Raw genomic sequence first — 16,205 nt, forward strand, 5'->3', positions numbered from 1 at the left:
GCCCCAGATCCGCGAGGAGATAGCCCCGATAATGGCCAGCGCGGACCGGATGATCTCTCCTGCCGAGGAGGTCCGGGTCGAGCAGGAAACGATTGATCATAAAGACTGGGTACACAAGCCCCACCCGACCACACTGAAGGTCGATCGCCAGCATCAGACACAGTCGTATATCAGTTTCCTTAGTAATTCTTCTGGGCAGGTGGATCTGATAGGCCTGAACTGCCAAAACACGGAGAACATCATCGCCGCGTTGACCACGCTGGTGGAGCATTACCCGGGCAAGAGGATAGCGATAGTGTGGGACAACTCAGCGTGGCACCAGGCGATAGCACTCCGAGAGCTTCTCGGTGAGAACAATCGATTGGGAAGCGTCCACCTGATCTGGGTGCCACTGTACGCCCCCCGGATTACAACTCGATTGAAAGGGTGTGCGGCGAAGCGAAATCCGCGCAGTAACCGTCAACGAGAGGCCTTTGAACTGACGTGCATCGCGTTTGAAACCTTCATCGGTTCAACCAAATTCGGCTACCGGATCTAACCGACTACCCTCGGAGTTCGTTTTAGGACAGCTATACACATCCACCTACCGAATTATCTAGACTAAACCCGAAATTAGTGATCACACTCTAGCTCCTCGCCTATAAACAAAAAGCGATTCTTCACTAGAGAACTTGTCAAAGTCCTATCGCCTTAACTCTAAAACTGGGCTTGCCCGCAAGTCGTGGACAGATAGTTAAGCGGCTACCAACACCGCAGCTGGCTGATCAAGCGATAATTCATAGGCCACCGGACTGAGAAAGCCGATGGCGGAATGCCGGCGGTAGCGGTTGTAGAAGACCTCGATCCACTCACTGACACCGTCGTAGACCTCCACCCTGGTGGCGAAGGCATGCCGGTAGAAATACTCGACCTTCAACGTCGCCCAGAACGACTCGGCCATCGCATTATCCCAGCACACCCCGGTCTCACCCATCGACATCCGCACACCGACCTCACGGGCAGCCTCATCCAGCTGCCAGCTGGTGAACTGGGCACCGCGGTCCGCGTGCAAGATCACCTGCTCCGGCAGGTGCCCGCGCGTGGCTCGCGCGTTATTCAACGCTGTGATCACCAGATCGGTGCCCTGCCTCGGCCCCATCGAATGCCCAATGACCCGACGAGAGTGCCCGTCACGGATCGCACACAGATACACCCAGCCTTCGCCGCAGCGCAGGTAAGTGAAATCCGTGATCCAGGCGGCGTTGAGACGCCCGTGATCCCAGGTACGCTCACACAGATCCTCGTGCCGGCACTGCGCCTGCTTCTTGCGTCCGGGCACGCGAAACGGCCTGGTCGATAGTCCCTCCAGGCCTTGGCGTTTCATGGACCGTGCGACCGTTTTACGATCCACGTCCACACCGGCTGCATGCAGGTCAGCGGTGATTCTCGGGGCACCGTAGGTGCCACGGGAACGGTCGTGGAACCAGCGGACCTGCTCATCCAGATCCTGCTGACGCGCACGGCGTTTACCAAGAATGTTCCGGCGCCTGGACCAGGCGTAAAACCCGGACCGGGATACGTCCAGCACGCGTGCCATCATGGTGACCGGGTAGTTCGCCTTCTCTTGCGCCATTAGCTCAAACCGTTCCGGTGCTGTTGCTTGGCGGCGAAGAAGGCGCTGGCTTTTCCCAGGAACTCGTTTTCTGCCTTCAGGTCGGCGACTTCCTTACGCAGCCGGGCGATTTCGGCTGCCGTCTCCTCCGGTGACGGCTGTCCGGTGTCGGTGGAGGTGCGCCGGATGCGTTCTTTTTTGACCCAGCTACCGAGCAGTTGTTCGCCGAGGTCGAGCTGCTGGGCGACCGCCCGGATCGTTTGCCCGGTATCGAGGACCAGGCTCGCGGCGTCGCGGCGGTATTCCTCGGTGTATCGGCGTCGTTGTCCCATCTGAACATCCTTCCGCAGGGCACGGTGGCCCCGCTAGTTTAGGTGTCCACGACAAGAGGGTAACCCCAAACCGAACAATTAAAAGCACGAGAAGAACAAATCTAAACTAAAAATTAAAGAAACTTATTCTCATTCATTTATAAAAAGGCCTCCAACCATTTGCTATCTTTTTTATTCTCATTCACATCAGAGCCGCTGTCAATATATCGTGGTTTTCTTAAGCCTGAATATCGTACTATTTGCGCGAAATACCAAATAATATTCCTCAGAAGTTGAGCAAATCGATTTCTAGATAAAAACTTTGCTAGGTGGTTTCGTTGCTTCAATATTTCTAAGGTATAATTAGAAAATGGGGAAGTTTTTCGACTATGTTGCCCGAGATGTACCCGATATGCACATAGTGTTGCATCTATGAAGTCAATTTGACCAGTTCGAGCTAAACGTAAATACAACTCATAATCTTGAGCCCTCTTCATAATTAAGCTATACCCATTAATTGCTTCGAAGTTCTTTTTTCTATACATAACTGAAGAATGAACAAGTTGATTATTTATCAGGAGTAGATCTCTTATATCGCCTTCATATTTAGGAGCTGGAAACTCAGATACAAACTTTCCATTCTCGTCAATGATACAAGTCGATGTCCCAACGCACACTACACTTGGATTTGTCTCCATATACCGAACTTGAATTGCAAGTCTTTCAGGATGTGCAATATCGTCAGCATCCAGTCGAGCCACCAACTCACCATGAGAGGCCTTAACTCCATCATTTAGACTTTTTGGAGTACCTTGCCTAAATTCGTGAATAACTAACTCTATGCGGTAATCATCAATCACCCAATCAGGCACTGTCGAAACAGGAGCACCATCTAGCACAAGAATTATTTCCCAATTGTCATATGTCTGTTCAAGAATTGATCTAATAGAAATTTCAGTGTAGCGATCAAACTTAATTGTTGGAATGACAATGCTAACAAGTGATGGCGAATCCACGGATTTCATTAATTATTCTTCTTCCTGCTAGTAATTTCTGCTATTCACATAAACCATATAAAGGAAACAGTTCGAAAGCAGTGCTTCTCAGAATGATGGCAGCAGTTTATTTTCGTTTGTAATTATGAACGATAAATTACTCAAAATTCTAAAGGCCGAAGCTCAAAAGTTAGCCAGAAGACTAATCTCCCATCACTTTGGTAGCTTCAGGCCACTATTAGAACGAAGCAATACTCCAAAAATCAAGTGTGGTTGAATTAATGCAAATATCAAAAGTTGCAAACATAAAAGATCTTTCTACCTAGCACTCTCAATAACATTAGAGGTGAAAAATTCATCTTAGGTTGATTTCGAGCTTATTTGTTTATTGGGGGACTTAAGTCTTGAATTGGTAGCAATTAAATAACTTAAAATGCCGAGAAATACCCAAAACATCCTTGCATTATTTAGTGACAACGACAACGACCCCACTAAAAACACCATAACCATTACCCGGACTGTATCGATGTCTTGATCCTCAAAGCGAGCGCTACCAGATTTAACTGAAGCAAAAAGCAAAAAACCAATTGATGTAAAAAGAACTACCGTCAATATAATCCCAGACTCAGCGGCAATCTGAATATACGAATTGTGTGCGAGGATATGAGAGGAATTTAAGACTTTATTTACGTCCGTGTAGGTTCCAATCCCTACACCAAAAATTGGAGATTCTTTAATAATTGAGATTCCATGTTGCCAAGAATCTTCTCGAGTAGATCCATCGCCTGATAAGGCATTCAGAGGATCATCAGAGAGTAAAACTGAGATTCTTTCCAACTGAGGAAATCTATCTTTGTTTGAAAGCGTTAAATTCAATAGGTAAGTTCTAATTGAGCTTAAGAAAGGAAATGCCAATAGGAATAAAATCACCAAGATTCCTAAAGGTATAAAATTCTTCGAGCGTAACGCCTTCGTTAAAGTAATCAAAAGCACGAGTACCGCCAAGATTATCAAGCCAGTTTTTGAACCCGCCAAGAGCACTGAAAATGCGAGTACTGAAATTGCTCCCCATTTGACAATCTTATTTATTGACGAATTAAATGCGAAGTATGCGATACCTGCACACGCTAAAGTTGAATAAAAATTGGGGTCATTCATAAACCCTCTAAATCTTAGACCACTATAAAATAGAACGTCTTTGAATACTGACAGTCCAAGCATCGAAATAAAAATTCCAATCGCCGCAATACTTACCGCTCCAATTGAATACCATTTAAGAATAACTCTATGTAGGTTGAGCCTTGATACACTCGCCCCTACAATAAAATACAAGAAAGCCACAATTATCTTAATCAATCCGCCTATCATTGAGCCGAATTGTGGTTGAACCCCAAATTGAATGGGGGTAAAAATCATTGAAGTTACTAATACTGTTACTAACAGGAACATTACAAATATAAAACTGAACTTCGGTATATAAAGATCAGAACTAATTGCCAAAAGAATAACAGTAATACATAGAAAAATATCAGCTATTGATAAATTCATACCCACAGCTCTAGATGCGTGGTTTAGAAAAAAAGCCATCAACGCCAGAGGAATTATTATCTGCGTATTCCCCACCAATAGATCCTTTGGGTGATGTGATCTTAAAACTTCAATATCATAAGGTCTGCTTGTGATCATTTGTTATTACGTCCCAATTCGCTGGATCCCAATCAATGCATTTTCTTTTCAGGATCTTGTTCTTTTCAGGATCCTGAGTTTTAGCTTTCACATTGCGAAGAATTGGTGATAATAAAAATCTCCACACCAATTCATTTAGCTCTGAAAATGTTCAAAAGCTTCTGAAGTATAGATTATTTTTAGGGATGGTTCCTTCAATTTACGTAAATTAATACCAACGTTACTTACAAGCAAACGCTAACTGACCATCGGTAGTCCTTCGACGGCATTTTTCCTAGCTTATGCTTAGAATTTTGGGGCAGGTATGGCGAAGAATATTAAAACAACGATCAAACTATAGAGTAAGCCCCATTCTATCACTTCGATAATGAATAATCTCGTCAATAATTTCCTATCTATTGAGTTCCACAAGGCATTTTAGTTTTGCAAAATCTTTACTACTTCAAGTTCGATAAAGCGTAATTGACTTTCAATAACCTTTTTAGAATCGAAGTAATGCTCTACATCCTGTAAGGCCGCAGATGCTAATTTACTGGCTAAAGCTGGATTAAGGATGATCCGCTCGATAGCTAAAGCTAACTGATCAGAAGATTTAATGGGAACCAACAATCCATTTTCTTCATGACGAATCAAATCAATAACACCAGTAATATAAGTTGAAACTACAGGTACCTCGGACGCAAACGATTCAAGCACAACATTAGGTAACCCCTCTCTATATGATGGTAGACAAAAAACATCCATCAACTTGAAATAAGTTGCAACATCATTCACGCGTCCAGGCGCAGCGAGTTTAACACCTTCATTTTTCAGTTGTTCTATAACAGCTAATCCCATTTCGTCTTCAATGGGACCGACTAACAAGAGCTGTACTGGCAGACCGTTTTTCGAGAGAGAAATTAAAGCATCTCGAAGTTCCGCTATTCCCTTATCCGCAGTCAATCGACCAACAAACCCCACTACCGGCAATTTTGGATCAAGTCCAAGACTTAACAAGCTTTCAAATTTTTCAACATCGGATAATTCCCTTGAGAAAATGCTAAGTTCGACTCCTTGCGTACTTCCACGTCCCAGAACCTCAATCTTGTTCGATTGAGAAATCTTCAAATTCTTAAGTGCTTCTCTCAGGGACATACTTACAGCAAGTAATTTTGTAGAGTTCATCGCGGTGAATCGTTCGATTGCAAGCAGTAGAAGACGAAAAGGCCCGGTGGCAGTCTCTAACCTCAAACCATGCACCCAATAAATTCGAACAGGCACTCCAAGGAACTTTGCAGCCAATATTCCCAACATTGAGGCTTTGGGAGTGCCGGCAATAACGGCGATCGGTCGGATATCCTTGAGGAGAGTGATCCAACGGATTAAACTTTTCAAGTCTTTCAATGGAGAAGGATTTCTTTCCATCTTCACTTCGTGCGTCTCAATACCTCTTGCCAACGATTTAAGTGCTGAACCACCTGATGAAATGAAATGAACATTCCAACCGTTTTCCATAAGCTCATTTGCAAGATCCTTATGGTATTGAATAGCATGATCGACGGTAACTGAAATTACGATAGTTTTCGGCTTAAATTTACTTTTCATTAATTCTTCCAATTTCCGCCATAAGCTTAGAAAATAGCGATCCTAATAAGTTCTATTCTGACGCTTTAGAAATTCAATCTCTTCCTGAATTCCGAATTTACCAATATCCAATGAAGACTCATCCAACATAGTCTTTAGAGTCAGGAACACAATCTTAAAATCTCCAACTAGCGATACCTTTTGGACATATTCTAGGTCACAATTAATTTTCTCTATGATCCCTAGAGCATTCCTTCCCCGAGCTTGTGCTAATCCTGTAAGTCCTGGACGAACCGAATACCGCATGCGCTGAATTTCATTCATGTTTTCAAAATATTCCGGTAACCATGGCCGAGGGCCAATGAGCGACATTTCTCCGTTAAGTACATTCACTAACTGAGGAATTTCATCAATAGATGTTCTACGAATAAATTTGCCGATCCTTGTAACTTCGTCTTTTTGAGAAGCATCGTAAACATTGTTGTTTGCTGTCATACTCCTAAACTTCTTCAGCATGAACACTTTCCCATCGATGCCGGATCTTTGTTGCTGGAAAAGAATCGGCCCTTTTGAATCTAAACGAATAGCAACGGCGACTAGAACCATCAACGGAGAAGTTGCGATGAGGATGATGACAGAAACAATTATATCTAAAATTCGCTTGCCCAATATTTCATAAATAGTCTTCCCCCTGTTTTTGATAATTGTGACATTTAACTTTTCTGAAAATCTTCGGGATTTCATTTTCGATTAATCCTTAGTTCTTTGACACTGAATTGCAATACTTAGTTGAGATTTTTATTGATGAGAATCTTCCTACATGCACAACATCTTGAAGAAAGACAATTTTGAACAATGAACAAGGGGATCAATTGCATTTATCCCCAAACATTTAGTGTCGTAATCTAGCGCTGGATTTTTCCCCTTGAACGGCCTTTACAACTTGAAATCCATTACCTGAACTATCTCTACTGACATGCTGAATTGACATATACACAAGCAGTAAAGTCGCAATAATTAAAAGAGCTACTATAGAAATAACTGCCCACCGAGATGCCTGCTGACGTCGAGGAGTTTCACGCACATCTTTAGTCCTTAGATCTCCAATGCACCCTTTAAATATGAAGTCACGGCCTTTACAACAGGTATGAGCTGTGCAGCCGATTCTTCATAAATTTGTTCGCTTTTCCCAAAAGGATCGATGATATCTTCATCTGCCGGGTCTTCTAAAGGAAGGAGATCACTGCGACCCAAACGGGCAGCTTCCACTGCCGCGTCCAGTTTTGCCTTTGGTGAATTTCCCGCAAGCTTAACTTCTTCTGCTAAATCAGCCGGCGCAGTTACCTCAATTAGTCTTGCAAAATCTCGGACAGTGAAAACCTTACGGGTAGATCGAGGACTTAGCTCGACAACTGATTTTCTATGCCCCCGGTCCATTACTAGAACTAAATCAAAGTCAATAATTAAGGCTTCAGTAAGCTGCTTTGCCTCATGCTCCTCAGGGTTAAGCACACCATTTTCACGTGCAATTTTAAGAGAAAAATCAGGCATAGAATGGCCCACCATTGCCTGAATTCCGGCGGAGTCAACTGAGAAATGTTCTACCCCCTGAAATTCTAATTCCAGAATCTGTTTTGCCAACGGGGACCGACAAATATTTCCGGTACAAACCATTAAAATTCGGAATTTATCGCTCATCTTCACTCACAAGAGAAGCATCTACCTTCGACTCTTCACTATAGCCATAGCTGCCATATCCATATCCAGCAGCAGCTTTTGGCGGCAGCATCGTAACAATCACACCGAGAACCTCCGCTCCCGCGTGATCAAGGGTTGCCAAGGCAGCTTCAAGCTCTAGTTTCTTTGTACTTCCGGAAGCCACGGCCAGTAAAATTCCGAAATTAGAGCGAGCAATCACGGCAGCATCGGTTACTGCAAGAGCCGGGGGAGCATCGATAATGACATAATCGAAGCCCTCATCAAGCTCAGCAATAACCTGCTTCATGGCATCTGATCCCAAAAGCTCACTAGGATTTGGGGGAATTCGGCCCGAAGGTAGGAAATGCAGCTTAGTCCTACCCCAACGTTGCAAGACGTCGTTGAGTTCAGCTTTTCCGATAAGGATGTCAGTAAGTCCAGCATTGCCCTCAACACCAAGATATTTACTTACTCGTGGCAAACGAAGATCCGCCTCAACCAAAGCGACACGAGAACCAGCTTCCGCCAAAGCAAGAGCGAGATTCACTGACGTGGTGGATTTACCTTCACCTGGATTTGCAGAAGAAATAATAAATACTGAGGAATCTTGGTCCACATTAAGGAACTGCAAGTTAGTGCGCAGTGTGCGATAAGACTCCGCCATTGGACTATATGGCTTGGACTTCATGGTCAAAGGCTGTTTCTCCACGTCTGAATCATCAATAATTCCACCTATTAGAGGTGTATCTGTAATGGCTTCGACATCATGCAACGAATGGATACGGGTATCTAAAACGCTGCGTAGAACTGCAATACAAATACCAACTGTCAGACCGATTAATAAACCGAGTATGAGATTCAACATTACGTTGGGACTAACCGCAGAAGACGGTATCAAAGCAGTTTGAGTAGTAGTGAGATTCACTGGGCTCATACCGTTTTGTACGTTCGGCTCGAGATTATTTTGAATTACGTTCTTGAAGCTCTCGCCAACTGCATTGGCAATTTCAGCAGACTGTTCTGCAGAAGGGCTAGTAGCAGTAATATTGATTAGAGCCGTATCCGTCGGAGATTCTGCCGTCACATGACTTGCCAATTCTGAACTAGACATGTTCAATCCAAGCTTTTCTACGACCGGATCCAAAACAACCCCAGTATCAATAACGTCTACATAGCTGTTAACGATTTGGCGTGAAAATGTTGCACCTTGAACCATATCAGAAGTCGTTCCAGCGCCAGACCGAACCGAGACGTAAATTTGCGTCCTAGATTGATACTCGGGAGTTGACATAAGAGAAAATCCCGCGCCCGCAGCCACTCCAAGAGTGGCTGCAATAACAATCAGCACCCAATTCTTCATCAAAATCGACACATATTCACGTAGTTCCATATTTTGGAGCTCTCTAACTCTAGATACTTTTAATAAGGACGATTTCAGTACTTGCTTACATGGAGATCCCTGGAAGATTGCTCCTTGTATCTAAGCATTTCCCATGAAACTTCAATCACAAGCTAGCTTAAGGTAAAAAGTTACCAATCTCAGTTACATTAATTTAACCGTTAACACGCGACCCCACAGTGCAACTTTTAATTACTTGTCATACATCTCAGCAAAAAGTTCCACACTTATGAATTCCTTAGTTAACACTCAGGGATTTTAAGAGTTTCCTGTCAATTTAGCCAACTCTGAAATTCATAATCATAAGAATATAATTATTTCTTTCTTCTTTGAAAAGCTCTTTCCCAAATTCCCAATAAACTGTTAACGTTGTTCAGCAGTATCACGATGTAATTGAAAGCTGCGCCCTAAATTTTCCTAAATATAGGTCGCACAGCGGGCTGAACGCCCGTTTTTGGATTATATTGTCATTGAGTGGGTGTGACACCCTGAAGTCCTAACCTGACTTTTATGGTCAAAGAGGGTTACCGACCACAACTTCACGAGGGAAAACGTATGAAACTTCTTCGCAGAATTGCAGCACCAGCGATTGCGCTGGGCATTGCACTTTCCACCATTGCCCTGCCTACCACCGCAGGAGCTGCAGAGGTAACCCCAGCTGCTGTTGCTGCTGACGCAGTACCTTCCACCATCACCGAAGGTGCAAAGTACACCGACCAGGCAGCGCCAAAATGGCGCGCTTATGTCAATGCAGCAGACAATGACCGCGTTCAAGAAATGTGGGCATATTCCGCATCTATGGACCGCGATGTCCCTTTGGTAGTCATCAAGGCTGATGAAACCGCTGGTCCACGCCCAATCATCTACCTTCTTAATGGTGGAGACGGTGGCGAAGGCGCTGCTAACTGGGTAATGCAGACTGACGTTATTGATTTCTACCTCGAGAAGGACGTCAACGTTGTTATCCCAATGGAAGGCAAGTTCTCCTACTACACCGACTGGGTAGAGGAAAACGCTTCCCTCGGTGGCAAGCAAATGTGGGAAACCTTCCTCGTTAAGGAGCTCCCAGGACCACTGGAGTCCAAGCTCAACACTGACGGCCAGCGCGCAATTGCCGGCATGTCAATGTCTGCCACCTCTTCCCTACTGCTGCCTCAGCATTTCCCAGGTTTCTACGATGCAGCTGGTTCCTTCTCCGGATGTGCTGCAACCTCTAGCATCCTGCCTTGGGAATACCTGAAGGTCACTCTCCAGCGTGGCAACGCAACCCCAGAGCAGATGTGGGGCGCTCGTGGTGGCGAATACAACATCTACAACGATGCTCTGATCAACTCCGATAAGCTGCGTGGCACTGCGCTTTATATTTCTAACGCAACCGGCCTTGCTGGTCAATGGGAGTCTGTCAACAGCCCTCGCTTTGAGGGACTAACCGATCAGGTTCAGTCCATCGCAATGGGTGAAACCATCATCACCGGTGGCATCATCGAGGCTGCAACCAACATGTGTACCCACGACCTAAAGACAAAGCTCGATTCCGCTGGCATCGCTGCCGATTGGAACCTTCGCCCAACCGGCACCCACTCATGGGGATGGTGGCAAGATGACCTCCGCGGATCTTGGACCACCTTCGCTCGTGCATTTGAGCTAGAAGCCTAGAAACAGATTTAACAGCAAAACCGGCCGCCTTTTAGACATAAAAGGCAGCCGGTTTTGCCATCTTCATTGCCTCGCCATACTAGGCTCGCGCTTTTCGACAGGAACTCGGATAGGCTTCTGTAAAACCATCCCCGTCGAAGAGAGACTCGTGGCTGAAATAACCACCCCATTAATGGAAAAAATTCGCTCACCCGCAGTCCAATCAGATGCATTGCAAGTTTTTAAATCAGCACTTGCTGCGACAGTCACGTGGTGGATTTCGGTTAACCTCCTCAACTCCCAACTACCCTTTTTAGCTCCCTGGGTAGCGTTAATGACGATGCAATTCACCGTCTACCACACCTTTATCAGTGGAATTCAGACTGCAATTGCTTCTGTCCTCGGAGTTGGACTTTCCTTTGTCATAGGCACCTACTTGGACGTCAATGTGTGGACTTTTGGCCTGGCAATGGTCATAGGATTAATAGGTGCACGGGTACCAAAGCTCCGCGCGGAAGGAATAGGGATTGCTACTACATCCATTTTTCTTCTTGCCTCCGGGTTTGACGATCAACAACCCCTTTTATATGACCGTATTCTAGAGATCCTGCTCGGCGTGGCTGTTGCCATAGCCATCAACCTCATCATCTTTCCTCCCTTACGCGACCAAGAGGCAAACATGGTGGTAGGAAGCTTAGATCGGAGGATGGGTGAGGTTTTACAAAAGATGGCCGATGAGCTTGCAGAAAAGTGGAATATCAACAATGCAGATGAGTGGCTGGAAGAAATTAACTCTATTAACAATGACCTAGAAAAAGCGTGGCACTCCGTGCGGTTCGCTCGCGAAAGCCGCCGGGTTAATCCTCGTAAAATCCGCATCCAAGGGGGTCGTCCCCAGCCTACGGAAACAAGTTATGAAACAAACCTCACCCGCATTGATGAAGGGATCGCTCATTTACGCCACCTTGCCCGCACTCTTCGTGATACCCCGAATATAGATTCCGATTGGGATCCAGTATTTCAACAACAGTGGGTATCCCTTATGCACGATGCCGGAGCTCTGCTCGCAGATCCAAATCAGGAAGTTGATCCTATCCGCGACCGGCTCTCTAAACTTTCAAGTGAAATGAGTGAGGATCAACAATTAACCTCAAAGAAATGGCCTATCTATGGTTCTCTCCTCACCAGTTTGTTTCACCTTTCTACGCTTGTTGATGATGCTGTGACCACCAGAAAAGCGGAAGATAAAGAGCACAATAGTTAAATTCCCCGTAATCATTTACAGCCCTTACGGGCTATACGTGGAAGTGGGATTACGCAACTCTTTTGAGACAGAAGCTTCTGAAAAAGAGTGTTTAGTAACCAATCAGCTACGTCACAGTTGCTGGGGCCTGACACTATCCCTGCCAGGTATAAACACTCCGATTCAACTTCACCCAAAGATTTTCAAATTAATTCCATCTTGCATAGATAATGAACAGTCGGCGGCATTGTGTGTAAAGAGTTTTCATCCAACCCAACCTAATTTCGGTTCCCCGCGAGGTAAATATAATGCGGTTGATATCTAATTGAAGTTGTATCGGGGCTGGGTGGATTGTGGTTGAGGGGGGCGTCGATAAGCAAAAAGCTTGCACCGGACATGTAGCTTGACGGGGCGCCTGCGCTAGATGCCTGGAAAATAGCATCTCCTATACACCCGAAAAAGGGGAGCACTGACAGAAAATAGTAATAATTTTGACAGCTCGTGCCAAGATGATTGGCATGCGTAAAACCATCATCACCATGCTCGCGACCACCGCGATCGCCTTTTCCGCCATCTCACCAGTGCAGGCACAAACCGTGGACACAGACACTGACGCCTCCGTGTCATCTGAGCTGAGCAGCGGCACAAGCTCAGGAAGTTCAGAGGATTCCGACCTCTCTGACCGGGACATCATCTTCGGTATCGCAGCTATCGCTGCAGTCGGCGGACTTATCGCAGGTGGAGTGCACTGGGCAGTACAACAGCGCATGATCCCAAATCCCCTCCCAGGAATCATTCCAAATCCCCCAGCATTGGCACCTCAGGCGCCTGCCCCAGCACCCGCTCCCGCTCCTGCACCTCAGGCCGTCGCACCCCACGTTGTCGCTCCTGCGCCGGCTCCCGTACAGACCAACCGCACCTACAAAGACTGCACCGAAGTATGGAACGTCCTGGGAAGGTCCATCCGCCAAAGCGATCCAGGCTACGGCGCACACCTCGACCGTGACCGCGACGGCATTGGCTGCGAATCACGCCCTAGATAGTTTGGGTTTTAGGTTCTGGAAGATTGGGAGCTGTGGAGACTTTGGAAGTTATTGAGCCTCTGGAGGCTTCGGAGCTCTCTCCGGTACTTCTATCCTATTCGGTGTTGCAGTTGGAAAAGACTCTGAGTACTACTACGTGACTCTTCCCCTAATTGTGGGTTAATCACAACTGATCAAATTCCAATTGGTCTTTCACTAGTCCTAAAAGGCGTCACAAACCAATAGTTTGTGACGCCTTTTAGGACCTCGAAATTCTGAGGGCCAAACACTTCGAATCAGCCAGTAAAGCACAATCATCTCATATGCTGTGGAAACTGTTGGGGGAATGTGGACCCGACCCCATCTTCTCGTCTCTTGCGCCCACGTTTAACCCGCCAGAAGAAAGAAAATGCCGGGCAGCACGGTACAAACACATTCACGCACTGATTCGACAGGACTGTGCAACTGTTCCACAACGCAATCATTAAGTGAGTCTCATCATGGCACCCGACAGGTCGGGCAATTTTCCGGGTGCCACGATATCAACATTTGCCTCCTACCGATCCCAGACGCGGTGAGAGGCGAGAAGCTCCGTCACCGGGTCCGCAGCCTGGGAAGGAGAGGCGACGGCGACGATACCGGGCTGGTTGACTTCGACGCGAGCAGCACCCAGTGCGGCGCCGGCATCCGGCCCAGCGAGGATGATTGCCTTCTTGTGGCGCTCAAATTCACCCAACATTGTGGCCACCTCCGGGATAGCAGGAGGGTTGACCACCACGACAGCATCAAACTCAATGGAGCGGGCGGTGAGGTAGGTGCGCGACACGGAGACCTCCGCGCCATCTGTAGTAACGGTGCCGCCCTTATCCGAGATGATCAGCGGGGTCACGCCGTCGTCGAAGAGGGTATCGAGAAGCGTGCCCACACCACGGAGGTCTGCTCCGGAGTTGATCAGAACCGCGACCTGACGGCCATCGACGGGCCAGGTGCCGCCCACCTGGGACAGAGCAGGGGACGGTTGCACGTCGGCGACGTCTTGAGGCTCCGGGTGAGGCAGACCGAGGTTGTCCGCGACGGCTTCTGCCAGGCCCTGGTCCACGTGGGCCAGAACGTCAAGGTACCGGAGCTTGATGGCCTCCTCGTAGCACTTGCCCAGCTCGAAAGAGAATGCGTCGGTCAGGTGCTGCTTCTCCACGTCCGACAGGGACAGGTAGAACATGCGCGGCTGCGAGAAGTGGTCCTCGAAGGATGCCGGGTTCTCACGGGTGATGTGGCCCTCAACGGGCTGCGGGACGTCGATAAGCGCACCCTCGTTGACACTCGCCTCGGTGGGGTTGCCCCCGTCCAGGCTGTTCGGCTTGTAGGGTGCGACGCCCGTATGCGCGCCCTGCTGGTACATGCCGTCGCGGAGGTTGTCGTTGACGGGCGCGTGCGGGCGGTTGATCGGCAGCTGGGAGAAATTCGGCCCGCCCAGCCGGCTGATCTGGGTGTCCAGGTAGGAAAACAGGCGTGCCTGCAGCAACGGGTCGTTGGTCACGTCAATACCGGGAACCAGGTGGCCCGGGTGGAAGGCGACCTGCTCGGTCTCCTCGAAGTAGTTGCCTGGGTTCCTGTTCAAGGTCAGGGTGCCGATGATCTCCACCGGGGCGAGCTCCTCCGGAACGATCTTCGTCGGGTCGAGCAGATCAATGCCCTCGAACATCTGCTCCTTGGTGTCCGGGAAGACCTGAATACCCAGGTCCCACTCGGGGTAGGCGCCGGCCTCGATGGCATCGGCGAGATCGCGACGGTGGAAGTCCGGGTCCACGCCACCGGTGATCTGCGCTTCCTCCCACACTTGGGAGTGGACGCCGAGACGTGGCTTGAAGTGGAACTTGACCAGGGTGGTCTCACCGGCGTCGTTGATCATGCGGAAGGTGTGGATGCCGAAGCCCTCCATGGTGCGGAAGGAACGGGGGATTCCACGGTCCGACATGTTCCAGAAGGTGTGGTGAGTGGCCTCCGTATGAAGGCCCGCGAAGTCCCAGAACGTGTCATGCGCACTTTGCGCCTGGGGGATCTCCCGGTCCGGGTGCGGTTTGGCAGCGTGGACGACGTCCGGGAACTTGATGCCATCCTGGATGAAGAAAACCGGGATGTTGTTGCCCACCAGGTCCCAGGTGCCCTCGTCGGTGTAGAACTTCACGCCCCAGCCGCGGGTGTCGCGCACGCTGTCGGCGGAGCCTCGGGAACCTAGCACAGTGGAAAAGCGCACGAATACGGGGGTTTCCTTATCCTTGGTAAACACACCCGCCTTGGAAATCTTAGAGGCTGCACCATTGGCCTTGAACACGCCGTGTGCGCCTGCGCCACGCGCGTGGACCACGCGCTCAGGGATACGCTCGTGGTCGAAGTGGGTGATCTTTTCGCGGAAATGGTGGTCCTGCATGAGCAAGGGGCCACGGGTACCGGCGCGCAGCGAGTGGCTGGTCTCGCTCAGGCGTGCACCCTGAGCGGTGGTCAGGTACTCACCCTGCTGGGCGCGGGGATCGGGCTCGCCGGCGCCGATGTGGAACGGACAGCCGGTCGGGGAAACTGCCGGCGGCGCCTGCTGATCTGCTTTCGGTACGGGAGGCGTGGTCGGAATAGTGGGCTCGTTCTTGTCCGGGGTGGCATTGCCTGGGGTACCGGGGGCCTTATCGCCCTGCGGGGAGGCTGCGGGGTTGTTCTTCGGGGCCATCTTCTCACCTGCTACAAATCGGTTATTGGTTACATACGCGAGGATAGAGAAAACAGCCTGAGAAGTCAGCCCCCACGCTCTCACCTGGGGCCCGTCGAATCCCGATGGATGTTGTGACGGTTTCCCGGGTCCGCAGGCTCGTCGACGCCCACCTGGCCCAGCGCCGCCTCCACCTCTGACCGCGCGGGGTGAAGCCGATTGTGCAAAACCAAGGGGCTCTCCTGGTCGTGCAGACGCCCCTACAGGAGGTAGCATCCACATCCATCACACCCTCTCCATGCGCAAAGGATGACTGTGGTGACTGGAAAGAGCAGAAAATGGGGTTGCCCGCAAGTGGTGGACA

12 protein-coding genes are annotated in these 16,205 nt (G+C 48.5%); 4 read left to right on the top strand and 8 right to left on the bottom strand.

Annotated elements, in window-relative coordinates:
• A partial coding sequence (locus SFC07_RS04490; RefSeq protein WP_411207042.1) for a transposase occupies window positions 1-538 on the top strand: 538 nt, incomplete at its 5' end.
• Between the two features lie 195 nt (window positions 539-733).
• On the opposite strand, the gene SFC07_RS04495 is transcribed toward SFC07_RS04490, so the two are convergent.
• The 7 genes from SFC07_RS04495 to SFC07_RS04525 form a co-directional block, all read right to left on the bottom strand.
• A protein-coding gene (locus SFC07_RS04495; protein ID WP_411207043.1) for an IS3 family transposase occupies window positions 734-1,923 on the bottom strand; the annotation gives its coding sequence in 2 pieces (ribosomal slippage) (window positions 734-1,656 and window positions 1,656-1,923; 1,191 coding nt in all).
• 137 nt (window positions 1,924-2,060) lie between these two features.
• Complete coding sequence (locus SFC07_RS04500; protein ID WP_411207044.1) at window positions 2,061-2,927, bottom strand: glycosyltransferase family A protein; 867 nt, start codon at window positions 2,925-2,927, stop codon at window positions 2,061-2,063.
• 330 nt (window positions 2,928-3,257) lie between these two features.
• Window positions 3,258-4,520, bottom strand: coding sequence for an O-antigen ligase family protein (locus SFC07_RS04505; protein WP_411207045.1), 1,263 nt, complete (start codon window positions 4,518-4,520; stop codon window positions 3,258-3,260).
• A 480-nt stretch (window positions 4,521-5,000) separates the two neighbouring features.
• Window positions 5,001-6,167, bottom strand: coding sequence for a glycosyltransferase family 4 protein (locus SFC07_RS04510; RefSeq protein WP_411207046.1), 1,167 nt, complete (start codon window positions 6,165-6,167; stop codon window positions 5,001-5,003).
• Window positions 6,168-6,209: 42 nt separating this feature from the next.
• The gene (locus SFC07_RS04515) at window positions 6,210-6,890 is read right to left on the bottom strand and encodes a sugar transferase (RefSeq protein ID WP_411207047.1); all 681 of its coding nucleotides are present in this window, start codon (window positions 6,888-6,890) and stop codon (window positions 6,210-6,212) included.
• 351 nt (window positions 6,891-7,241) lie between these two features.
• Complete coding sequence (locus SFC07_RS04520) at window positions 7,242-7,844, bottom strand: low molecular weight phosphatase family protein (RefSeq protein WP_411207048.1); 603 nt, start codon at window positions 7,842-7,844, stop codon at window positions 7,242-7,244.
• The gene (locus SFC07_RS04525; protein WP_411207049.1) at window positions 7,834-9,234 is read right to left on the bottom strand and encodes a polysaccharide biosynthesis tyrosine autokinase; all 1,401 of its coding nucleotides are present in this window, start codon (window positions 9,232-9,234) and stop codon (window positions 7,834-7,836) included. The genes SFC07_RS04520 and SFC07_RS04525 overlap by 11 nt, the downstream gene beginning before the upstream one ends.
• Before the next feature lie 564 nt (window positions 9,235-9,798).
• Here SFC07_RS04525 and SFC07_RS04530 point away from each other — a divergent pair.
• The 3 genes from SFC07_RS04530 to SFC07_RS04540 all read left to right on the top strand — a co-directional run bounded on the left by SFC07_RS04530 (window position 9,799) and on the right by SFC07_RS04540 (window position 13,164).
• Window positions 9,799-10,899: an alpha/beta hydrolase gene (locus SFC07_RS04530; RefSeq protein WP_411207050.1), complete on the top strand. Its 1,101-nt coding sequence runs from the start codon at window positions 9,799-9,801 to the stop codon at window positions 10,897-10,899.
• A gap of 148 nt (window positions 10,900-11,047) precedes the next feature.
• Complete coding sequence (locus SFC07_RS04535; RefSeq protein ID WP_411207051.1) at window positions 11,048-12,142, top strand: FUSC family protein; 1,095 nt, start codon at window positions 11,048-11,050, stop codon at window positions 12,140-12,142.
• A 497-nt stretch (window positions 12,143-12,639) separates the two neighbouring features.
• Complete coding sequence (locus SFC07_RS04540; protein ID WP_411207266.1) at window positions 12,640-13,164, top strand: excalibur calcium-binding domain-containing protein; 525 nt, start codon at window positions 12,640-12,642, stop codon at window positions 13,162-13,164.
• 535 nt (window positions 13,165-13,699) lie between these two features.
• On the opposite strand, the gene SFC07_RS04545 is transcribed toward SFC07_RS04540, so the two are convergent.
• Complete coding sequence (locus SFC07_RS04545; RefSeq protein WP_411207052.1) at window positions 13,700-15,862, bottom strand: catalase; 2,163 nt, start codon at window positions 15,860-15,862, stop codon at window positions 13,700-13,702.
• Between the last annotated feature and the right edge of the window lie 343 nt (window positions 15,863-16,205).

The organism is Corynebacterium callunae, from assembly GCF_046592015.1.
Taxonomy (GTDB): Bacteria; Actinomycetota; Actinomycetes; order Mycobacteriales; family Mycobacteriaceae; genus Corynebacterium; species Corynebacterium callunae_A.